Here is a 19,931-nt window from a genome sequence, read left to right as displayed (position 1 = left end):
AGCACGAAAGTGGGGATGATCGACCTGAGAAATAGGTCGATCATCATGGGTAAAGGATGTTAAAAAGTGTTCACCATGTCCTTGAACACCTGTCTACCATGTCCCCGGTCTGTACAGGGAGAGGGTTGGGGTGAGGGGCAAATAGGGATCGCTGAAGCTGGGAATCCTTACGCTTACTGATCGGTCTTGCTGATGACATTAGGCTCCGCCACGCGTATCCGTTTGACCGCAGAGCGGCGCTTTGACCAGGCCGGATGGAAATGCCGCCAGTGCGCGTCCTGGGCAGCCGCCAACAATTCGTAGTCCCCACGGGTATCGCCCCAGGCTCTGAGATGATAGTTTCCCATCGGGCCATAGATACTTTCCAGGCGCTCGACCTTCTGCCCACAGCGGCAGTTATGGCCGGTGATGCGCCCTGTGAGCTTCCCGTCGACCACTTCCAACTGAGTACCAATCAGCTTGATGCCCAAACGATCGGCAAACGGCTGTAGCATCAGGGCCGGTGAAGCGGAGCAAATCGTGACTTCAGCGCCAGAGCTGACCTCCATGGCAACCGCAATCAGCCCGGAAGGGCGCATCAGCTTGGTCCAATAGGCCGAACAAAAGGCTTCCGCCTGCTGACGGAACCAGTGCTCATCCACCCCGGTCAGGAAAACTTTAATCAGGGTTTCTTTTAGCTCGTCGCGGGTGAGTTTTTTGCGCATATGCTTAAACGCAGGCTGCGCCAGCTGCAATAAGCGCCGGGCAAATACGCGCCGCCCAAAAGCGAAACGCAGAAATGGGATAAAACTGTCATGGTGCGTCAGCGTTCCGTCAAAATCAAAAACCGACAAAACTTGCGTTGTACGACTTGCCTCTGTATCCATCTTAAATCATACCTCAACTGTGCAACACCGGGCTTTCCCCCCCAATCCTGTGGATGATAGCAGAACTCCCCCACAGGTTGAATTTTTGAAGCCTGACCTGCAAAGCCCGGGTCTGTACCAACATCTAAAACACGATCACGCCCTCAATATCCCTCGTGTTTGTATGACTTCTCGGTTTCTAGCGAGTAAAATGCCTGCGGCCCTACCCAGGGCACGCTGTTTACAATCTGGATATGGCATAGCCATAAAAAAGGAGTTTTTTCCCTTATGACAGGTCTGTTTCTGGGGTTCCTTCTTGGATTTATCATGCAACGCGGGCGCTTTTGTATGGCTGGCGGTCTGAGAGACCTCTATCTGTTTCGCGACGGGCGCATGACCCTCGCTATCCTCATTATCATCACTCTGCAAAGCATCGGTCTGTTCGCCTTCGTTGCCCTCGGCTGGGCCAAGCTCCCCGGTGGGGATTTCCGCTGGCTGGCGACGCTGGTCGGTGGTATCACCTTCGGTATCGGCATGGGGTTGGCGGGTTCCTGCTCCACCGGCGCTTACTACCGAGCCGCCGAGGGGCTGGCTGGAAGTATGATTGCTGTTGTCGGTTTTGTGGTCGCCAGTTGGTATATTCGCCAGCCGGGCGGCAAACAACTGTTCGCCCCCATCAACGCCCCGGCCTTGCCGGACGCTTCGCTGATGCAGACGTTCGGCATGTCTCCCTGGCCTGCGGTAGCGCTGCTAACCGTGCTGACGGGCGTGCTGGTCTGGCGCCATCTGCAACGTAAATCCTTCCCCGTTCCGCAACCCAAACCGCGCAAGCAGGGCATTGCCCATTGGCTGTTCGAAGCCCGCTGGCATCCCTTCGTCAGTGCCGTACTGATCGGCGTGATTGCTCTGCTGGCATGGCCTTCCAGCCTGGAGTCGGGCAGGGTCGGCGGTTTGGGCATCAGCGGCCCCAGCGCACAGCTGTTCTCGTTAATCACCGAGGGTAAAACCGGCTTCTTTGGTTGGGCGGGCTACTTGCTGATCGGGATTTTTGCCGGTGCGCTGGTGGCTGCCTGGGGAAGCCAGGAGTTGCGGCTGCGTTCGCCCGGCCTCCCGACCATGGTCAAAAGTCTATTTGGGGGAGGGCTGATGGGGATCGGTAGCGGGCTGGCTGGCGGCTGTATGCTGGGTAATACCATCGTCAACACCGCCTGGTTCTCCTGGCAGGGCTGGCTGTTTATTCCGTGCATCCTGTTGGGCAGCTGGTTGGTCAGCTATTTCACCATTATTCTTCCGAACCAATCGATTAAAACAAAAGAGGCTTGAGGACTATGAAAACGATCACTCTGGATACCACCGGTAAACTTTGCCCGTTCCCGCTGATTGAAGCCAAAAAGCACATTGAGCAATTGGGTTCAGGCGACCTGCTGGTGATTGAATATGACTGCGCCCAGGCCACGGAAAACCTGCCGCGCTGGGCGGTTGAAGCAGGCCACAGCGTGACGGATTTCCAGCAGACCGGCGATGCCCGCTGGCAGATTAGCATTCAGAAGGGGTAGGCCTCCGATGTAATAAACACCCGGGATTGATTCCCGGGTTATATCACACCCCGCTATATCAACCGCTAGATTTATAAGGTACGCCCATGGCATGCCGGGTATGCATGTTCAACCACTGCCCGACGATTTCGCAATCATGCTCGTTAAGCAGCAGAGGCTGTAATGAATTGACTCCCAGCTTCACCAACGCGGAGCGCTTATGATGGCTGACCGTTTTGTAGCTCAGCCCAAGCCGAAATGCAATGCGGGTTAAAGATTTTCCTTTTAACAAGAAGCTCAGCACACTTAATTCACGGCGTGAAAGTCGAGGCATTTTTAGGTCTAGCGTAATCCTATCTTGAGGTTGGTCGCTAAATAACAACGATAAACGGTCTGTTATAGCGCTCAGCGGCTCCTTGGGCTCCAGTACTACCCGGATATTATGCAATTCGTGCATATGATTGCCTAGCAGTATCGTATTCTTGGTGTCCATAAGTAATACTATCTGACAATCAGGATTATTGATGCGTAGCTGCCTCATTATCCAGTTTAGCAACTCACCTTGCAGATGGTTACCATTCAGAAGATTGATGACCGCAATATCCACCTGGCGTTGCTTAGGCAATTGGTGATAATACTCGTCAAGATGTTTAAGGTGAGTGTAAATACCCTGACTTTTCTTGGGCTGATAGTTTGACAGTATTTTTTCTATCCCGATGCGAGTAAAATAACAGGGGTGTTGAATAATAATATTTTTTCTACCCATTTATTGATCTCTCTCTTTCAGAATTAACCATGGAATGCAAAAATAGGCCTGACAGAATTTGTGCCATGTTAACTCGGTGGTTATAACCGTTTTTCTTGCGGGTAGAGGTGGCGGGCCTCAGCATGCAGTTGTTCCGCTCGGGTGGCATTACCCAAAAGCTGGTTAACGACGCTTAGATTAATATAGACGTTCACATCTGGCGTATGGCGAAGATAGCTTTCGCCCCAAACAAGATAATCGCGCAGTACCTGAACTTGCTGGCTCTGAGCGTAATTCATCAAACCAGCCAGTTTTTCGTCATATATCTGCCGTTGTTGCCATGGGTGAGGGTGAATAAGACGTTGGTAGCGGGCGATATTTTTTAGCCCGTCACGTTCTACGGCGGTAATCACCTGGCTGACATACAGTCCATTGAGCAGATAGATCAGGCAAAACAGCGCCATGCTTACCAGCCCCCAGCGCAACCCTTGAACGGCGTATCTTGGGGTAAACGCTGAACGCCGTACGTCGCATACCCGCAGGAGCAATAACAGCATGATGCCGTGCAGGGCCGACTGATACAGTGGCAACTCCACCTGCGTATGCAGCACAATCGGTACCATCAATAGCCAAGGAGAACGGCTTAACCGCTCCAGCCAGCCATACCCGAACCGAGTCCGCCTGACGCACAGCCTAATGATACCAACTACGATTAACCCCACCGCAGCCAGCCCAACCAGCCCACCTTCAACCCCCCAGAAGAGTAATTCGTTATGTGGGTGAGCCATCTGAAAGCTTTCCAGCGTGTCTGGCCGCAGACGGTGGGCGTAGTGGATAAACTCCGTTGAAAACAGGCCATAACCCCAGCCAAGCCAAGGCTTATCCGCGATCATCGCCAGGCAGATTTGCCATACCTGCAAACGGTAACTGAGGGTAGAGCCCTGTGCCACATCGCGTGCTACGCCATTATTCCACTGGCTGAGCAAGGCCAATGCTATCCCCAAACCGATCAGGCCCACGGCCAAAACGCAACGGCGGCGATCCAACCGCCACTGAGCCCACAGCTGCAACGGCGTGACCAACAGTGCGGCCAGTAACCCAATGCGCGAGCCGATCAGCACCAATAGCAGCGGCGCCATCACCAGCATCATTGCCGCTGCCCATTGCGCCCAGCGCGATCGTCGCATGCCGGTTTTTGGCATCCATACATACAACGCCAGCGCCAGTCCGGTGGCGACGAAGCTGGCCATAACGTTCCACTGCTGAAAAATGCCATAAGGGCGGTTCAGCAGCGTGTTGTAGCCCATAAAATTATCCGCTGCGAACAGGTAATACTGAGCAATGCCCAATCCGGCCTGAACCAACGTGAGTAACATACAGCCCTGAATAACCCACGCGCGTACCGCCTGGGTAAAGCGGTATTGCAATAGCGCAAAATAAAATGCCAGCCCCAGCCCTAGCCCCATCATTCGAGAGGCAATGAGGTTGAACTCGGCCATACCGCTGCTCAACCATGGCAGTACCGTTAATATTGCGCCGCCTACCAGTAGCCAACACGAGCACGATGAGTACATTAACGCCGAACGGCATTGAACCAAACCGGCTATCACCACCAGGCTCATCCATGCGGCAATGACCATATTAACCGGCAGAAAAAAACCGCTGCCCCCCCGGTTTGGCCAGTAGCACACCGAGGCAAGCAAAAGCGTTGCCAGAGCCAGATAGCGTAATTTGAAAAGCATAATTAAAAAATCAACTATTACCGTGAGGATTAGTGTTATTCATATTTATACCGCCTCTTTGAGCAAGGTATTAAAATGGTTCAATAACCAGTACGCTTGAGCCATAATAGACGCCACCCAACGTCAAATTGGAGAGCTTATCTTTAACGGCTAACGTTGAGCTGCCCCCGGGTAAAGCAAACAGTGAACCCGGCGCTTTTCCATCAATAGTTAAATAGGCTTTCCCATCTGGGGTTAAGGGAATGTAGTCCAGATCGCCGATTAATTTAAGGCGCATGGTGGTACCACTGGTGCATTGAACGTTAAGCGAGTCCTCGGCCGAATGGCCCTCGGCCTCCTTAAGGCTAATCGTACCGTGGTCAAGTACCAGCGTAGGGGAGATCAGTTTGCACCAATTGCTAGCAGGGGGCACATAAACACAACTTCCTGCTGGAAATACCACTGATTCCCACGAACTCCAGTAGGGTTTTGGCATATCACTGTCTGCCGCATAATAACCAACACATTCCCTTACATTCAATTTCCCTTGGTGAAACACCCTTGTTACACTACCTGTGGATCCTGAGTGTAAACGGCGTGCTGCTTGCCCTATTGTCCAGCCAGCGGGTATCGCTTGACTACTCTGACAGCCTGAATGGTTGCCATCCTCATCGGCATGGAGATGTCCAAAGCACATATATTTTCGATTGGGCAATATGTCAGCGCTGGCACCTATGTCGACAAGCGTTTGGCTGAAGTTATAGTATGCTTTATCAGCAGCAGTAACCTCCACAGTAATATTGGTAACCATAGGATAATCGCTAGCATAGAGTGGATGGACGTTAATGCCCCCCAAAAAAAGAAACCACATTATTTTTTTTGACATCTTTACTTTCCCAATACAGCGTAATACGTCAGTGATATCATCATTAGCAGCGGCGTTTTTAATTATCCGGCCGCTACCCGAGCATATTGATAGTGACAAACAGTGAAGTTGTTCGCGGCGGTTTATTTCACTGATATTCCAGATTGAATGTAGCTACGGCACTAAACGGCCCGCGCTCAATGTTCTCGTTAGCGATAGCCTCTGGCTCACCTTGCAGGTAAGCATGGACGGTAATGGCATTGCTCCCCGCCACCAGCGGGTAGGCTTCTCCACTTTTATTGAGTGGTAAAAACTTACCCTCCGGGGTTTCCATACCGATGGCGACGCCGGAGGCCTGGCTACCGGCTGCCAACGCCAACATCCCGGTTAAATGCGGGTTTTCTATCCCGCTAAAGGCGAAACTGACTACATTACCCAGGCTGAGATCGCACTGCGTCAGATTAATAACAAATGCCTTGCCGGTGGTACGTTGGTTCAGGTACAGGTATTTATCGATCACCGTACCAAAATCCAACGCCACGTTTTCCTCTCCCGGTGGGATCACGCAGGGTTCGGCCACGAGTGCACCGTGAAAACGCATGTTGACCTCACTGTGTGCCTGATGGCTCAACAATAGGCACGACATCAACAGGCCCACATAGCGTAAGGGGAGATGACAACGACGTGTTTTTGGTTTGGTCATCATTGATACTCCGCCCGCAGGGTTGCTGTGGCCTCAAATGCGCCTTCCGTCAACGTGCTACCGGGAGCCTTCACCGGAACTGCCTCCAGCACCGGTAGGTTATTCGGGTCAACCGGCAGCGCCTTGTTTAAAATAAAGGGCTGGCCGTTTTGGTACAGACGGATGCCTAAATCAACCTTCTCTTGAGTCTGTACCGCGGCATCATCAAACCCGGTAGGTGTGCCTGTTAACAGCAAGGTCATATCCCATTTGCCTGCACCCTCTTCACAGTGAATAGGATAATCTACCGTTTGCCGGTAGTTGATGCCGTCCACTTTGTTGACGCCAATGCGTTCACCAAAATCCACATCAATTTTGATACCGTTGTTAATGGTGCAGGGGGGTGGCGCGATCAGGGTGCCATGAAAATTCATATTATCAGCAGCTTGCGTTAACGCACTGGCTCCGACGCCAGCCAAAAACAGCATCACAGCTCGGTATACATTCATCCGCGTTCTCCTATTCACTGCACATCAATCTTCAGGGTGGCCACTGCGGAAAACTTGCCCGCCGCTAATGTGGTTCCTGTCTTTTTCACGGGAACGGCCTGCAGTACCGGTGCGGAGGGATAGGTGAAGTTAAGCCAGCTATTCACCGGAAAACGAGTGGTATTTGCCCAAAGTTCAATGCCCAAATCGCTCTGCTGCGCGGTAGCCAGTGCCGCAGGATTAAATCCTGTCGGTTCGCCCTGTATCTGTAGCCGTAAGGCGTTAGTATTGCCCCCGGTACATTGCAGTGAGTATTTCACCGGCTGCATGTAGTTCTTACCGTCGACTTTATTGGTCATGACCTCATCGCCGAAATTGACCTCAATGGGCTGATTGCCGTTAATGACACAGCTTGGCGGGTTGAGCACCGTGGCTTTTACCGTCACCATAGTAAAGGCAATAGCCAGGGGGCCTGTCAGCAGCAACGTGGTTCCTAAAAGTACCGTCAGTAAATAGCGCCGCATTTTATCCCCCCTAGTCATAATGAAGCCTAAAGTTCACCTGGGCCCAGTAAGCCCCGGCCACTAAGGGGGCTGATGTTCGCTCAGGGGTCACGGTGTAGGTCAGTATGTTTTGCCCCGGCGTTAACCATAGCGGTGCGCCACGGCTACCTAAACGTACATCCCGCCCCAGAGAGTCCGTCATGCGCAGCGCTAGCCCTTCAGCACCTTGTACCTTGATCAACTGCGGATTATCCGCATCCGCTGGCGCAACAAAGCTTACCGATACCGCGGGTTGATTGGGGCTCCACAGCCGGTTACCGGTTCGACGGTCGCGGTTATTAGCCGGACCAGGCAGACAGTCTTGCAGTTGCAGATGGACAGCAATCGGTGTGCCGCGTGCGCCCAGATGGCGTAGCCGCCCGGTCCCTATTTCTCCTAACGTAATCTCCTGCCAGGCGGAAACCATCTCCAGACGGCAGGCGCTTTCGGTCAGGGCACCCTGAACGCGCAGCACGCCATTGGCCCCCTCAACCTCCCAGTGGTCTGCCGCTCGTACAGTACTGCCGAATATCAATGGCAACATGATGAGTGCAGCAAATCGGGTTAGCAGAGATTGCCACGGATGGCATAAAAACCAGGAGTAGCAGGTAATCCAGTGTTTTTTTTGCATATACAGCTCCTTTGCACGCGATCCCGCTCGGCTATCACTCTTTCACTGGCGTGGCTTGGCAACGGCTGTTGCTGCAGCTGAATTTGAGCTGCGGACGGCCACCATAGTCATTGATGTAAGTGAGTACCGGGCTATTTCCCAAGCCGCTGGCTTTGAGTAGTGCAGACCCTTTGGGCTCGACCATCAGCGGTTCAAACCCTGCTGCCGATTGGCCTTTCACGCTGCTGCTAGCGTCGACAATGGTCACAAAATACGGCGTCGGGTTATTTACCTGATACCGATCACCCTGTTTGCTCAGGGTGATTTTCTCCTGATACGGGGAGGCCATTTCGGTGGTGGTCTGCATTAAGGCCTTTGGCCGATAAAACAGTTTGATACGCGTTTGCAGCGCGATTTGCAGCGTGTTGGGCTTATCGCTACGCGGTGGGATTTCACGCAGATTAAAATAAAACAGCGATTCACGATCCTGAGGGAGCGCATTGGCTGCTGGCAACCCTTGTACTTTCACCTGGCTTTTAGCTCCAGGCTCAATACGTTGTACAGGGGGCAATACGGTTAACGGGCTAGTGATTTTGTTGCCCTTGGCATCCTCAATCCAACCCTGCGCCAAATACGGTAGCTGCTTATTTTCATTGCTGATGTTCAGGCTGACTGATTTCTGGCTACCATCATAAATGACGCGGGTACGATCAAGGGCGATCGCGGCCTGCGCCGCAGGCGCAGCCAAAACGCACAATAGAGTGCTGACGATCGGTACTGTTTTTAGGGTTAGCTTGGTCATATCTATCTCGTTAAATTTTAATGGCAAAAGTTATCGCTGCGGTTCGTTGCTTGCATCGGTCGGCTGATGACACAGCAGCAACAGATCCGGCAAATCACTCACGGCACGTTTAGGCAGCGCAGGCGGCAGGTCAATGACGCATTTGGTCGCGCCCGCCCAGTGCACCTTCATTTTTTCACCGGCATTAATGCCGCTCAGATAAACACTCCCGCCGTCGTTCACAATGCCCACTTCCTGTTGCTTGCGGTTGAGAATGGAAGCGCCAAACGGTGGGTGAGAACCGTCCGCCAGGCGGATCACCGCCATCGCTTTTTCCCCCGCCACTACATCAAAGCGGCGATAGCCAATTGCCCCTTCGGTTAAAGTGGCCTGCACAACAGAGCGAGTGGCTTCGGCGTTATCCGGCAACGTATCCAAATCAATGCTGACCTTATTGCGGTAATAGCTATTGACGTCCGACACCACGGCATTACCAAAGCGGTTAGTGCGGGCTGTGGAGCCATAACCCCGGATCGGGATACCCGCCACGCCGTCGGTATCCACTAAAATACGCGTACCGCCCAGAGTGCCCGAGCGGTGTAATGCCGCGCCTTTCGCCGTGGCCGTTGCCCCACCTTGTAGTGACAGCCCCAGCGAGGTATAACGCCCCTCCAGATAACTGGCATTAGCCCCTATTTGCGCCGCATCCCCTTGATGGCTGTAGTAGCCACTGGCCATCATTCCGTTGCGGGAAGTCCCCGAGTTGATCTGATAGAAGTCATGGTCATTAATATTGTCGTAATAACTCAACTGATGGGTATTATCATTACTGCTCAGTGAGCTGTAATAACTTATCGATCCGCTATGGCCAAATGGCATGGTCAGGGAGATATACATACCGTCATCATTGCTATTGTTATTCTTGTTGCGGTAACCGGTCAGCGACAGGCTCATATTCTTAAACTGGCCCAGATCAAAATAGCGGGATAACGTCAGGCTGTAGTTATCGCTAGCTGGCCGATCCCAATAGGTCTGGTGGTTGTAGTTCAGGTAAGCGCTCAGCCCCAGATCGCGAAACTGTTGGTTAAAGGTTATGGTGTACATCTCTTTACTGCTGTGTGAACGCACGCCGTAAGTTCGCGCATCCAGATATTCACTCATGGTCATATAATTGCGCTCAGAGAAGCGATAGCCGGCAAAGGTCACCTGGCTGTCATAATCATCAAAGCGCTTGGAGTAACTCAGACGGTAGGAACTGCCGCTCAGTGTCGATTTTTCCTGCGGTAAACTGGCCCGTGATTGCGTCATATCAAACGACAGCGCACCCAACAGCATTAAGTCACGGCCGATCCCGACCGCGAGGGCGTTATAATCACCACCCACCACGCCGCCGCCATACATTGACCAGCCATTACTGATCCCCCAGGAGAACTCCCCGGTGGTAAATAATGGGCCGTTAATATGATGTTGGAAGTCAGATGGCCGACCCGCGGCGACTTTATAACGCACTGATCCTGGCCGGGTTAGATACGGAATACTGGCTGTTTCCATTTGGAATTCCCGTACGCTGCCGTCCTGTTCTTCAATACGGATATCCAGGCGCCCGGATACCGCATCGTTAATATCCTGGATACGGAATGGCCCGGTAGCCACATAGGTTTCCTGCAACACGCGGCCTTGTTGGCTAATGACCACTTTGGCATTGGTGCGTGCTACGCCGTTGATTTCAGGAGCGTAACCCCGCAGGTTGGGGGGTAACATGTTGTCATCACTCACCAGGCTGAGCCCGGCGAAGCGGAAGCTGTCAAAAATGTCGGAGGTCAGGTAATCCTCCCCCATGGTCAGCTTGGCTCTCAAGCGCGGGATCGCCCGATAGGCGTAATAACGGCTCCAGTCCCAGTTAGTCCGCGTTGGACTTTTACCCTGATGGGCATATTGGGTTTGCCAGTCGGCCCGTAAGCGCCAGGCACCCAGGTTAGCGCCGAGGGTGCCATTACCATTTACGCTGTAGCCTTGGTTGTGATCCTTCAGCTGGCGTTGAGTTTGTGCATTGACGTTGTAATCCACCAGCAGCCCCGGGATACCTTCTTCCCAGCGTGATGGCGGATCCCAATCCGCCGAGGTATATTCCAGATACACCTGCGGCAGATTGATAGACATCGTCGATGTGCCCAGATCGCCCTGAGCCGTCATTCCCGGCAGGCTGCTGAGTACCAGACATTGACCTTGATCCCACCAGGTAAGGTCGGCCTGAGCTGTCGGCTTTAATCCGAACTGTTCAACCAACTCAGGGCTAATACAAGCTTCACTGCCATTTGGGTCGCTATCCGGTGGCGTAAACCTGACCGTCTGCTCCGGTAACTCCTGCATATTGATCTTGACTAACATGGTATAATTCCCCGGCATAATAAAACCACCGCGGGAAAATCGCCCCAGATCAATATTTTCGCGCTCTTTGACATCTAATATGTCGGTATTGAACTGGATATCATCTGCATGCGCACGAATGATACCACCACTTAAAATGAAGGTAATCAAGACCCCTAGAACACTCGGGCGTGAAGGTAATAATCTCATATAAGATAAAGTCATCATCCTTGGACCTTTTAATTACCACCAATACTTGGCTTTGTGATTTTAAATTTTTTTCTTCAGCCAAAAATAAATGGAGAGCGATTGGTTACCGACTTATCACATGATGGCTTCAGTAATAATCCATTTTAAAACGTAATGCAGACGTATAATTTCCTGGGTGTAAAACCTGCTGATTGCTGACCAACCGTAAAGAGTAGTTCAGCCGCATATCTCCAGCCAGGATCCTGCTGGCAGGGAGTGGGCTGCCGGGTAAGGCAACATTGCCATTATCGTCGATAATTTCAAGTGCCACTCCTTTAGCTTGTCCATCAACGGCAAATAAACCTGAATCATTCCTGCCGTCAAAAGTAATTTTGAAATGCTGCCAGTTACTCAATGACGCGTTATGACGTATTAAAGAGCAACGGACTAATTGAACAGCAAACAGGTGAGGTAATCCACGGCCATCACGAGCTATTTGGCTCAGCGGTAATGTTCCCATCTCAATGGTTTGATCGCGACTCAAGGTATCAATAGCGCAAGCCGTTTCAATAATGGCTCCGTGCATATTGACCCGTCCCCATGCTTCCACTGGAGCCGAATAGGCTAACGGACTGGCGGCTGAGAACAATAAGCAGCAGGCCAGAGTCTTATAGGCATTAACATTCATGGTTAGACTCCAGTATCACCGTGGAAAATAATGCATGCGGTTGCCCGCATGCATTGTTCGCAAGCCGGATGTTACTGGTATGCGAGGGTGAAATCGGCTACGCTGCTGAAGTCGCCAGGGACGATGGTTGCGGAAGCGCCGTCACCCTGCAGATAGGCAGAGAATACCAAGGTGTTAGAACCATCTTGGATACCCTGAGGTTTAGAAGCTTGACCCAGTTCAATCAGTTTGCCGGTACCGTCGGTAATCGCAATGCTGGCACCTTTGGCTGTACCGGTAATCCCCAACAGACCGTTTGCACCTTCTGCGCCGCTAAACGTGGTCAACACGGTTTTGGCCGTTGACAGGTTGCAACCTTCCAGACGGATCTGGAAGTTTTTAGGAATAGAAGTGCCGGTATTATTATCAGCCTGCAATGCCACGTTCGATACCTGGCCTAGGTTAACCGTTTGATCGATGGTTTCAGGGTCGATTGAACATGGTGCATCAATGATTGAGCCTTTAAAGGTGACAGAACCGTGGCCTTGATCGGCTGCATTTGCACCAGTAACCATTACCATGCCTAAACCTAGAGCCATAACCAGTTGATTCAGTTTCATATAGATATCCTTAGTTTCCAATTTCCTTTTCGCGTTCCCACTATAAAGAAGCGAAGTTTTTTGTATTCCATTCTCCCGAATGCATAACAGAAACACTTTAATCAGAGCCTCTGACTAGGCTTTGAATATTGCTCAAGCATTTCTGAGGGCCATTTTAGGGAAAAATCGCCAAAGTGGTATAATATAATTATAAATTCGAATCTATAGATTTTTGGTCTACTGATTATTATTTTTATAGGTTTTTTGTCTTCTTAAAGAGCATTAATTGTCGCAAAAAATAAACATTAATATAACAATATATACTCTGATTTAGTGGGTTTACCTAAATTGGCTATTTTAAAGGTGCGGAGTATTAGTAATGGAACGTTACTATCCAAGCTACAACTTTTGTTTCTTTACAGAAAAACGTATTGACCTGATGTTTAATCGACAATAGTATTGGAATTAAATTTTTCATTATGAAGCACATGATTTTGTTGTAATTTCTTATTAAAATAAATGCTAAGTGTTTAATTTTATGGGATTATTCCTATTGTGTTAGTTTGGATTCTTAACATTTTGTGGTACGAAAGGGATTGAATATCATGATCTATGTCATTAATAATAGAATTTATTTTAACTATACTGAAAATAGGGTATGGAGTGATGAGGTTAATCAGATTATTATCCCTAGATTCTCCAGTGAGATCCTGGCGCTCTTTCTTGCCAATAATGATAAAGCACTCTCACGCGACTTCATGCTCACAGAGGTATGGGAAGCGCGGGCGTTGAACGGTTCCAATAATAATCTCAATAACTATGTCTCTATACTACGCAGAAAACTATCCCTGCTCGGTGGAGATAACCTGATCATTACCATACCCAAATACGGCTTCAGCTTTACCGCGGACTCTATCGAAAAAATCGCCTGTGATATCCTGCAATCTGATGATGCTGTTAATGAGTATGAAACAGGAAGTAACGAAGATGTGATGACTAATCATGAGGACGTTCATTTACCGAATGATGAAGTCAGTGCCCCAGAAAAGGCGAAAGAATCAACAATGGTTGCAGAGCATTCGGCCCCGGTTCGCTACAGCATTTTTCACCCTATTTTTCAAAAAATAACGCTTATCAAGATGCTGATTGTCAGCATCATCGCGATCATTTTTTCTTTGATACTGTTTCACGTCTTTTGCATTGGTTCTCATTTTACATCGAGTGATCTCGTCGTTACCAAGATCAAAGATATTGGGTTGTGTCAGACTTTTGTGATTAATGAGAGCGTACAGGCGATTCGCAGAGAAGATTTGATCGCAGGCGCTGAGCGAATAATCATTGAAAATGATATAAATTGTGCTCAATATGCGAAGATTTATTATTCTAAAACGAGGAAGAGAGATATAGCGGGAGGACGGGTAAAGCGAGATACTCTGTCTTATTGCCCGGATGTGCCACACCATTATTGTGAGAACTTTTATTATTCGGAGAATAAGAGATGAAAAATAAATTCATCTTAACGATTTTTTTACTGGTTTTTGTAACCGGTTTGGCAATGATTTATTTTTTTATGAGTCATACAGATAAACAGTTTTCATGTGCCGCAAAATTAAATACCGATATTACGGAAAACGATCAATCTACAAAAGCACTTTACGATATATTCTTTTTGTTTGATGGTCATAATACAGGGTATATTATCGTTGAAGGAACCTATATCAGTAATGGTGTCTATGAAAAAATAAATACGGCTTTTGACTTTTCATATGAAAAGCAGAATGACTTCTATTCAATCAAAACGTATGGAGGTAAGGCATCCGAGCTTTTGCCATTCTTTCTGCAATGGGAAACTGCCAAGTTTAAATTTAGTCAATTAACTAAGGATGACTTTGTTATCTCTGGGCCGATAAATCCTATCTTTCTGGTTTGTACGAAAGCGTAGCTATGTTAAACAATGCAGCGTAATACTGAACCGCTAAAACCTGATCCCATTGATAGCCCCCTTAAACGTAAGAACAACAATCCATCATATCTTCTTACCTTTTGTCATCTTTGGCCAGTATACTTAATTCCAGCTTGAGGGCGCTTTGCCGCTCAGGAACGGTCAACCTTAACGAATGAAGGGATACACAGTGAAAAATATTTTCTTTTTTGATGCGATGCTGACGCCGAAAATCATTACCGTCGTTTATTGGCTTTGCCTGTTGGGCATCCTGGTCGGTGGGATCGGGTCGATGTTCTATGGTGAGTTTTTCCGTGGTCTGCTGGGTATGATCGTTGGCGGTGTCTTTACCCGTGTCTGTTTTGAAATGGTGATCATCGCCTTCAAAAATAACGAGTATCTGCGCAAGATTGCTGAAAAACCGTAATGTTGTGAACGCTGGCGGTGGCATCATTAACGCCACCTCCCAGCAAATAAGACTACTGGCAAACTCTCACCGGGCTCACAACCATGCTGCGCCCGCTCAGCTAAAACCGAGCAGGGTAAACGCATCGTCCTCGGGGTAGTAATCCAGCAATCGCGTGGTCTCTTCTAACGACAGTCGCTTATAGCGGTTGTTAGAGATGCCATGCACCACCGCATGCTGCACGTTGGTAACGCGGATGCAGCGATCGAGCAGATCGGCGGCATCCCGGTGGCTCAGGAAGGCGCTCATATCCCGCGCGCTGATCTGCTGGCCCGCTTCCAGCGTGGTGAAGTTGGCAATCCGCACCGACAGGGCTGAAAGCCCCTCCTGATGGGCAAAATAGGCGGCGATCCCTTCGCCAAACGCCTTGCTGGCCCCGTACATATTCTTCGGCTTCGGCGCATCATCCGGGCGCACCTGGTAATCCAATGGATAGCCTTCCACCGCTTGTGCACTGCTGGCAAACACCACGCGTCGGCAGCCTGCGTCTTTCGCTGCCCGGAAAATGTTGAATGTGCCAAGGATATTGTTGTTCATCAGTGAGGAACAGAAATCGGCATCCGCGGAGGGATCGGCGGCCAAATGCAGCACGGTGTCGATATTGACGCAGGCCGCACGGCAAGCCTCGATATCGGTGATGTCGAATGTCAGAGCCTGATCATTAGGGCGTAAATTAGTGAGTAAGTCAGTTTCTCTTTCCGCCAGGCGAAAATCGTAACGGTGACCGGCGAACTGCCTGAACGCGGTCGCCACTCGGCCACCGGCACCGGTAATTAACACCCGCCCAAGCTCTGTACGTAATGTCATGGCGACTACTTTCCTTAAAACAAATTTTCTGGAGACTAGTAATAATACTCTGAACTATTTTTGTCCATCTTTTAGTTAGTTTTTCTGATGTGTTTGCTGGGTTGATTAAGATTTTGCTTGGCATTTTATGGGGTTTCAAGGTGGCTTTCGGGGTGCTCAGAAAGGAGTGTAATGATAAATACAATGAAACAATCAGGTCGAAATTAATTCGTAATTCAATGTTATTTAATGATTTTAGTCTTTATTGATTATGTTTTATTGCGTATAAAGACATACCTTTACCGTAAATTACACTTCGGTAATATGTTAAAAACAATAATGTTTCGTGGGGCTAACTCCCGATACAAAAGCGCTGGAGGGTGGCCGGGAATTTTGTCTACCGGATCACACTTCGGCAACTTTGTGGCGGAAAGCCTTGCCGCACTGAAAAACAGAATGTTACCGTCATAGCTCAACCGATTTAGGGTTGTCACTGCTTCGGCAGGCAAAACCTAAACCTCGAGTTTCTGTTTCCCCACGTTGGGATCAGAGGCAACGAGGTTTAGGTTTTTTTTTGCGCTGAATTCCTCCACGACGATTGGCCATCGCCGTGGCTGGGGAGCAGCAAGGTTAAGCGTTAAGGATACAGCGATGAAATATCAGGAATTAGCCAGTGAGATTTTGGCCGGCGTCGGTGGCCGCGACAATGTGAAAAGCCTGGTGCACTGCGCCACCCGCCTGCGTTTTAAACTACAAGAGCACGGCAAGGCGGATGCGGAGGCGCTGAAGAAAAACCCGGGCGTCATCATGGTGGTGGAAAGCGGCGGCCAGTTTCAGGTGGTGGTGGGCAACCACGTCGGGGACGTTTATAGCGCCTTGGAAGCGCAGCTTGGTTCGGACAAAGAAACTCCCGCCAATGCATCAGAGGATAAAAAGGAAAACCTGCTCAGCCGCTTTATCGACGTGGTTTCCGGCATTTTTACCCCGCTGCTCGGTGTGATGGCGGCTTCGGGGATCCTGAAGGGCTTCCTGGCGTTGAGCCTGGCCTGTGGTTGGCTGTTGGAGAGTAGCGGCACCTACAAGTTGCTGTTTGCATCGAGTGACGCGCTGTTCTATTTCTTACCGATCATGCTGGGTTACACCGCCGGTAAGAAATTTGGCGGCAACGTTTTTGTTACTATGGCCATTGGTGGGGCGTTGACGCATCCGTTGATGATGGGGGCTTTTGAGGCGGCACAGCTTCCGGGTGCCCAGCCGGAGTATTTCCTCGGTATCCCTATTACCTTTATCAACTACAGCTCGTCGGTCATTCCGATCATTTTTGCCGCCTGGGTGTCCTGCCGCCTGGAGCCGCTATTTAACCACGTGTTGCACAGCGCACTGCGTAATTTCGTGACGCCGTTGCTGTGCCTGGTGATCACCGTGCCACTCACCTTCTTGCTGATTGGCCCGGCGGCTACCTGGCTGAGTTTGATGTTGGCCAACGGCTATCAGGCCATCTATGCCTTTAACCCGATCGTTGCCGGTGCCTTTATGGGGGCGGCCTGGCAGGTCTGTGTGATCTTCGGCCTGCATTGGGGGCTGATACCGCTGATGCTCAACAATATGAGCGTGTTTGGGCGCGACACCCTGTCCCCACTACTGCTGCCTGCGGTGATGGGGCAAGTGGGGGCGACGTTGGGCGTGATGTTGCGTACCCGCGATGCCAAGCTGCGGGTGATGGCGGGCTCCGCCGTTACCGCCGGTATCTTCGGCATTACCGAGCCTGCGGTGTACGGGGTGACGCTGCCAAACAAACGGCCATTTATTTTCGGTTGTATTGGCGGTGCGTTGGGTGGTGCGGTGATCGGTTACTTCCACACGGCAACCTACTCGTTCGGTTTGGTCAGTATCTTCACCTTTGCCCAGATCATTCCGGCGGGCGGCTTTGATGCGACGGTCTTGGGGGCGATTGCCGGTACCTTGGTGTCGTTTGTCTTTGCGACCATTGCCAGCTATCTGTTCGGCATCGTACCGCCAGCGGAACAACCGGCCGAAGCGGCACCAGCCCCAGCTCCACAGGCATCGCTCAACCGCAAGCAACAAATTACCAGCCCGATTGCGGGTGACATCATCCCGTTGGAACAGGTTCAGGATGCCACCTTTGCCAGCGGCCTGTTGGGTAAAGGCGTGGCGATTATGCCGCATCAGGGCCGCGTGGTTGCCCCGGTTAATGGCTGCGTGGCATCGCTGTTCAAAACCAAGCACGCCATCGGCATTGAATCGGATGAGGGCGCCGAGGTGCTCATCCACGTGGGCATCGATACCGTCAAACTTAACGGTCTGCATTTTACCGCCCATATCAAAGAGGGCGATCGCGTTAAGCAGGGCGATCTGCTGATCGAGTTTGACCAGGAGGCGATCCGCGCCGCGGGTTTTGATACCACCACACCGATCATCATCAGCAACAGTGACGACTATGTCGATGTGCTCACCAGCGGCCAAAGCCCGGTGCGGGAACAGGCACCGTTGCTGACATTATTACGTTAATCAGGTTTATTGAGGAGAAAGCGATGAGTTGCAAATTTCCACAGCATTTTCTATGGGGCGGCGCGGTCGCGGCAAATCAGGTAGAAGGGGCGTATCTGGAGGATGGCAAAGGCCTTTCAACCTCAGATCTGCAACCCCAGGGGATCTTTGGCGGGCTGACGCCGCGCGTTGCCGGGGACAGCGGTATCAAGGATGTGGCGATCGATTTCTACCACCGTTACCCTGAAGATATCGCGCTGTTTGCCGAAATGGGCTTCAAGTGCCTGCGTACCTCGATCGCCTGGACGCGTATTTTCCCGCAAGGGGACGAAGAAGTACCGAATGAAGCCGGGCTGGCATTTTACGATCGGCTGTTCGATGAGATGGCCAAATACGGCATTCAGCCGCTGATCACCCTGTCGCATTACGAAATGCCCTATGCACTGACGCAAAAGTACGGCGGTTGGGGCAATCGCCAGCTTATTGAGTTTTTCGAGCGCTATGCCCGCACGGTGTTCGAGCGTTACAAGCATAAGGTCAGACACTGGCTGACCTTCAATGAGATCAACATGTCGCTGCATGCGCCGTTCACCGGCGTCGGTCTGCCGGAAGACAGCAGCAAAAGCGAGATTTACCAGGCGATCCACCATCAGTTGGTGGCCAGCGCCAAGGCGGTAAAGGCCTGCCATGAGATCGTGCCGGACGGTAAGATTGGCAATATGTTGCTGGGCGGCATTCTTTATCCGCTGAGCTGCAAGCCGGAAGACCTGTTGGAAACTCAGCGCCAGAATCGCGACTGGATGTTCTTTGGTGATGTGCAGGTGCGTGGTGCGTACCCGGCCTATATGAAGCGTTACTTCCGTGAGAACGACATTCAGGTGACGATCACTGAGGAAGATAAGCAGGCGCTGCGCGCAACCGTCGATTTCATCTCGTTCAGTTACTATATGAGCGGCTGTGTTACCACCGACGAAGAGCAGAACAAGACTGCCCGGGCCAATATCCTTAACATGGTGCCTAACCCGCATCTGGCAAGCTCGGAATGGGGCTGGCAGATTGACCCGGTGGGGCTGCGTTATCTGCTCAACGTGCTGTATGACCGCTATCAGAAACCGCTGTTTATCGTCGAGAACGGGCTGGGAGCGAAAGACCGCATCGAGGTTGACGGCAGCATCAACGACGATTACCGCATTGACTATATCAACGACCATCTGGTGCAGGTTGCGGAAGCGATCGACGATGGGGTAGAGGTGATGGGTTACACCAGTTGGGGGCCGATCGACCTGGTCAGCGCTTCCAAAGCGGAGATGGCGAAGCGCTACGGCTTTATCTATGTCGATCGCGATGATGCAGGTAACGGCAGCCTGGAGCGCCGCCGCAAGAAGAGCTTCTACTGGTATCGCGATGTGATCCACAGCAATGGTAGTAGCTTGAAGATCAAGTAATTACGCTAGGAAAACATGCCCCTCACCCCACCCCTCTCCCTGTACAGACCGGGGACATCATGAACACTTGTTCGGGGACATGGTAGACACTTACAACATAGGTATGAGTACTTCTGAGTGGAGCTGCTTATGCCGTGGAATGAGAGAT

The 19,931-nt window shown here is 50.9% G+C and carries 20 protein-coding genes; 7 read left to right on the top strand and 13 right to left on the bottom strand.

Annotation, left to right across the window (positions count from 1 at the left end; translation table 11 throughout):
* Window positions 1-173: 173 nt before the first annotated feature.
* Window positions 174-866 carry an HAD family hydrolase gene (locus tag ACLQ7H_RS13075; protein WP_411753044.1) on the bottom strand — a complete coding sequence of 231 codons (693 nt, stop codon included), beginning with the start codon at window positions 864-866 and terminating at the stop codon, window positions 174-176.
* A 267-nt stretch (window positions 867-1,133) separates the two neighbouring features.
* Here ACLQ7H_RS13075 and ACLQ7H_RS13070 point away from each other — a divergent pair, with 267 nt between their 5' ends.
* Complete coding sequence (locus ACLQ7H_RS13070) at window positions 1,134-2,168, top strand: YeeE/YedE thiosulfate transporter family protein (protein WP_411753043.1); 1,035 nt, start codon at window positions 1,134-1,136, stop codon at window positions 2,166-2,168.
* A 5-nt stretch (window positions 2,169-2,173) separates the two neighbouring features.
* Complete coding sequence (locus ACLQ7H_RS13065; RefSeq protein WP_059199143.1) at window positions 2,174-2,401, top strand: sulfurtransferase TusA family protein; 228 nt, start codon at window positions 2,174-2,176, stop codon at window positions 2,399-2,401.
* A gap of 58 nt (window positions 2,402-2,459) precedes the next feature.
* Here the strand turns inward: ACLQ7H_RS13065 and ACLQ7H_RS13060 are convergent, their stop codons facing one another.
* The 11 genes from ACLQ7H_RS13060 to ACLQ7H_RS13010 all read right to left on the bottom strand — a co-directional run bounded on the left by ACLQ7H_RS13060 (window position 2,460) and on the right by ACLQ7H_RS13010 (window position 12,657).
* Window positions 2,460-3,146, bottom strand: coding sequence for a LuxR C-terminal-related transcriptional regulator (locus ACLQ7H_RS13060; protein WP_411753042.1), 687 nt, complete (start codon window positions 3,144-3,146; stop codon window positions 2,460-2,462).
* Window positions 3,147-3,226: 80 nt separating this feature from the next.
* Window positions 3,227-4,867 (bottom strand): Wzy polymerase domain-containing protein, encoded by a 1,641-nt coding sequence (locus ACLQ7H_RS13055; RefSeq protein WP_411753041.1) that lies wholly within the window; start codon window positions 4,865-4,867, stop codon window positions 3,227-3,229.
* 70 nt (window positions 4,868-4,937) lie between these two features.
* Window positions 4,938-5,732 carry a hypothetical protein gene (locus ACLQ7H_RS13050; RefSeq protein ID WP_411753040.1) on the bottom strand — a complete coding sequence of 265 codons (795 nt, stop codon included), beginning with the start codon at window positions 5,730-5,732 and terminating at the stop codon, window positions 4,938-4,940.
* A 127-nt stretch (window positions 5,733-5,859) separates the two neighbouring features.
* Window positions 5,860-6,414 (bottom strand): fimbrial protein, encoded by a 555-nt coding sequence (locus tag ACLQ7H_RS13045; RefSeq protein WP_411753046.1) that lies wholly within the window; start codon window positions 6,412-6,414, stop codon window positions 5,860-5,862.
* A complete protein-coding gene (locus tag ACLQ7H_RS13040) occupies window positions 6,414-6,902 on the bottom strand; it encodes a fimbrial protein (protein WP_411753039.1) in 489 nt (162 codons plus the stop codon). Before ACLQ7H_RS13040 ends, ACLQ7H_RS13045 begins: the two co-directional genes overlap by 1 nt.
* A 14-nt stretch (window positions 6,903-6,916) precedes the next feature.
* Complete coding sequence (locus tag ACLQ7H_RS13035) at window positions 6,917-7,405, bottom strand: fimbrial protein (RefSeq protein WP_411753038.1); 489 nt, start codon at window positions 7,403-7,405, stop codon at window positions 6,917-6,919.
* A gap of 10 nt (window positions 7,406-7,415) precedes the next feature.
* Window positions 7,416-8,054 (bottom strand): fimbrial protein, encoded by a 639-nt coding sequence (locus ACLQ7H_RS13030; RefSeq protein ID WP_411753037.1) that lies wholly within the window; start codon window positions 8,052-8,054, stop codon window positions 7,416-7,418.
* A 34-nt stretch (window positions 8,055-8,088) separates the two neighbouring features.
* Window positions 8,089-8,835, bottom strand: coding sequence for a fimbria/pilus periplasmic chaperone (locus tag ACLQ7H_RS13025; RefSeq protein WP_411753036.1), 747 nt, complete (start codon window positions 8,833-8,835; stop codon window positions 8,089-8,091).
* Between the two features lie 30 nt (window positions 8,836-8,865).
* Entirely contained in the window at window positions 8,866-11,406 is a 2,541-nt protein-coding gene (locus ACLQ7H_RS13020) for an outer membrane usher protein (RefSeq protein ID WP_411753045.1), read from the bottom strand.
* A 112-nt stretch (window positions 11,407-11,518) separates the two neighbouring features.
* Window positions 11,519-12,058: a fimbrial protein gene (locus tag ACLQ7H_RS13015; protein WP_411753035.1), complete on the bottom strand. Its 540-nt coding sequence runs from the start codon at window positions 12,056-12,058 to the stop codon at window positions 11,519-11,521.
* A 71-nt stretch (window positions 12,059-12,129) separates the two neighbouring features.
* Window positions 12,130-12,657, bottom strand: a complete 528-nt coding sequence (locus ACLQ7H_RS13010; RefSeq protein ID WP_411753034.1) for a fimbrial protein — start codon at window positions 12,655-12,657, stop codon at window positions 12,130-12,132.
* A 584-nt stretch (window positions 12,658-13,241) separates the two neighbouring features.
* On the opposite strand from ACLQ7H_RS13010, the gene ACLQ7H_RS13005 reads away from it, so the two are divergent.
* The 3 genes from ACLQ7H_RS13005 (at window position 13,242) to ACLQ7H_RS12995 (ending at window position 15,005) form a co-directional block, all read left to right on the top strand.
* On the top strand, window positions 13,242-14,138 hold the full coding sequence (locus ACLQ7H_RS13005; RefSeq protein ID WP_411753033.1) for a winged helix-turn-helix domain-containing protein: 897 nt from the start codon (window positions 13,242-13,244) through the stop codon (window positions 14,136-14,138).
* Window positions 14,135-14,578 carry a hypothetical protein gene (locus tag ACLQ7H_RS13000; protein ID WP_411753032.1) on the top strand — a complete coding sequence of 148 codons (444 nt, stop codon included), beginning with the start codon at window positions 14,135-14,137 and terminating at the stop codon, window positions 14,576-14,578. The genes ACLQ7H_RS13005 and ACLQ7H_RS13000 overlap by 4 nt, the downstream gene beginning before the upstream one ends.
* Window positions 14,579-14,768: 190 nt before the next feature.
* Window positions 14,769-15,005 (top strand): DUF4282 domain-containing protein, encoded by a 237-nt coding sequence (locus tag ACLQ7H_RS12995; RefSeq protein WP_411753031.1) that lies wholly within the window; start codon window positions 14,769-14,771, stop codon window positions 15,003-15,005.
* Window positions 15,006-15,101: 96 nt separating this feature from the next.
* Here the strand turns inward: ACLQ7H_RS12995 and ACLQ7H_RS12990 are convergent, their stop codons facing one another.
* Window positions 15,102-15,851, bottom strand: coding sequence for an NAD-dependent epimerase/dehydratase family protein (locus ACLQ7H_RS12990; protein WP_411753030.1), 750 nt, complete (start codon window positions 15,849-15,851; stop codon window positions 15,102-15,104).
* 630 nt (window positions 15,852-16,481) lie between these two features.
* Between ACLQ7H_RS12990 and bglF the strand changes: the two genes are divergently transcribed.
* Together bglF and ACLQ7H_RS12980 are read left to right on the top strand one after the other, a co-directional pair.
* On the top strand, window positions 16,482-18,359 hold the full coding sequence (bglF, locus tag ACLQ7H_RS12985; RefSeq protein WP_411753029.1) for a PTS beta-glucoside transporter subunit IIABC: 1,878 nt from the start codon (window positions 16,482-16,484) through the stop codon (window positions 18,357-18,359).
* A 23-nt stretch (window positions 18,360-18,382) separates the two neighbouring features.
* Entirely contained in the window at window positions 18,383-19,783 is a 1,401-nt protein-coding gene (locus ACLQ7H_RS12980) for a glycoside hydrolase family 1 protein (protein ID WP_411753028.1), read from the top strand.
* Window positions 19,784-19,931 lie beyond the last annotated feature (148 nt).

The organism is Serratia sp. (in: enterobacteria), assembly GCF_046715635.1.
Classification (GTDB): Bacteria; Pseudomonadota; Gammaproteobacteria; order Enterobacterales; family Enterobacteriaceae; genus Chania.
The sequence above is the reverse complement of the archived record's forward strand: the minus strand, read 5'-3'. Positions and strand labels throughout refer to the sequence as shown.

Excerpts from the sequence above, each read along its gene's own strand:
- ACLQ7H_RS13075 (WP_411753044.1), bottom strand. The coding sequence starts at position 866 with ATGGATACAGAGGCAAGTCGTACAACGCAAGTTTTGTCGGTTTTTGAT.
- ACLQ7H_RS13070 (WP_411753043.1), top strand. The coding sequence starts at position 1,134 with ATGACAGGTCTGTTTCTGGGGTTCCTTCTTGGATTTATCATGCAACGC.
- ACLQ7H_RS13065 (WP_059199143.1), top strand. The coding sequence starts at position 2,174 with ATGAAAACGATCACTCTGGATACCACCGGTAAACTTTGCCCGTTCCCG.
- ACLQ7H_RS13060 (WP_411753042.1), bottom strand. The coding sequence starts at position 3,146 with ATGGGTAGAAAAAATATTATTATTCAACACCCCTGTTATTTTACTCGC.
- ACLQ7H_RS13055 (WP_411753041.1), bottom strand. The coding sequence starts at position 4,867 with ATGCTTTTCAAATTACGCTATCTGGCTCTGGCAACGCTTTTGCTTGCC.
- ACLQ7H_RS13050 (WP_411753040.1), bottom strand. The coding sequence starts at position 5,732 with ATGTCAAAAAAAATAATGTGGTTTCTTTTTTTGGGGGGCATTAACGTC.
- ACLQ7H_RS13045 (WP_411753046.1), bottom strand. The coding sequence starts at position 6,414 with ATGACCAAACCAAAAACACGTCGTTGTCATCTCCCCTTACGCTATGTG.
- ACLQ7H_RS13040 (WP_411753039.1), bottom strand. The coding sequence starts at position 6,902 with ATGAATGTATACCGAGCTGTGATGCTGTTTTTGGCTGGCGTCGGAGCC.
- ACLQ7H_RS13035 (WP_411753038.1), bottom strand. The coding sequence starts at position 7,405 with ATGCGGCGCTATTTACTGACGGTACTTTTAGGAACCACGTTGCTGCTG.
- ACLQ7H_RS13030 (WP_411753037.1), bottom strand. The coding sequence starts at position 8,054 with ATGCAAAAAAAACACTGGATTACCTGCTACTCCTGGTTTTTATGCCAT.
- ACLQ7H_RS13025 (WP_411753036.1), bottom strand. The coding sequence starts at position 8,835 with ATGACCAAGCTAACCCTAAAAACAGTACCGATCGTCAGCACTCTATTG.
- ACLQ7H_RS13020 (WP_411753045.1), bottom strand. The coding sequence starts at position 11,406 with ATGACTTTATCTTATATGAGATTATTACCTTCACGCCCGAGTGTTCTA.
- ACLQ7H_RS13015 (WP_411753035.1), bottom strand. The coding sequence starts at position 12,058 with ATGAATGTTAATGCCTATAAGACTCTGGCCTGCTGCTTATTGTTCTCA.
- ACLQ7H_RS13010 (WP_411753034.1), bottom strand. The coding sequence starts at position 12,657 with ATGAAACTGAATCAACTGGTTATGGCTCTAGGTTTAGGCATGGTAATG.
- ACLQ7H_RS13005 (WP_411753033.1), top strand. The coding sequence starts at position 13,242 with ATGATCTATGTCATTAATAATAGAATTTATTTTAACTATACTGAAAAT.
- ACLQ7H_RS13000 (WP_411753032.1), top strand. The coding sequence starts at position 14,135 with ATGAAAAATAAATTCATCTTAACGATTTTTTTACTGGTTTTTGTAACC.
- ACLQ7H_RS12990 (WP_411753030.1), bottom strand. The coding sequence starts at position 15,851 with ATGACATTACGTACAGAGCTTGGGCGGGTGTTAATTACCGGTGCCGGT.
- bglF (WP_411753029.1), top strand. The coding sequence starts at position 16,482 with ATGAAATATCAGGAATTAGCCAGTGAGATTTTGGCCGGCGTCGGTGGC.
- ACLQ7H_RS12980 (WP_411753028.1), top strand. The coding sequence starts at position 18,383 with ATGAGTTGCAAATTTCCACAGCATTTTCTATGGGGCGGCGCGGTCGCG.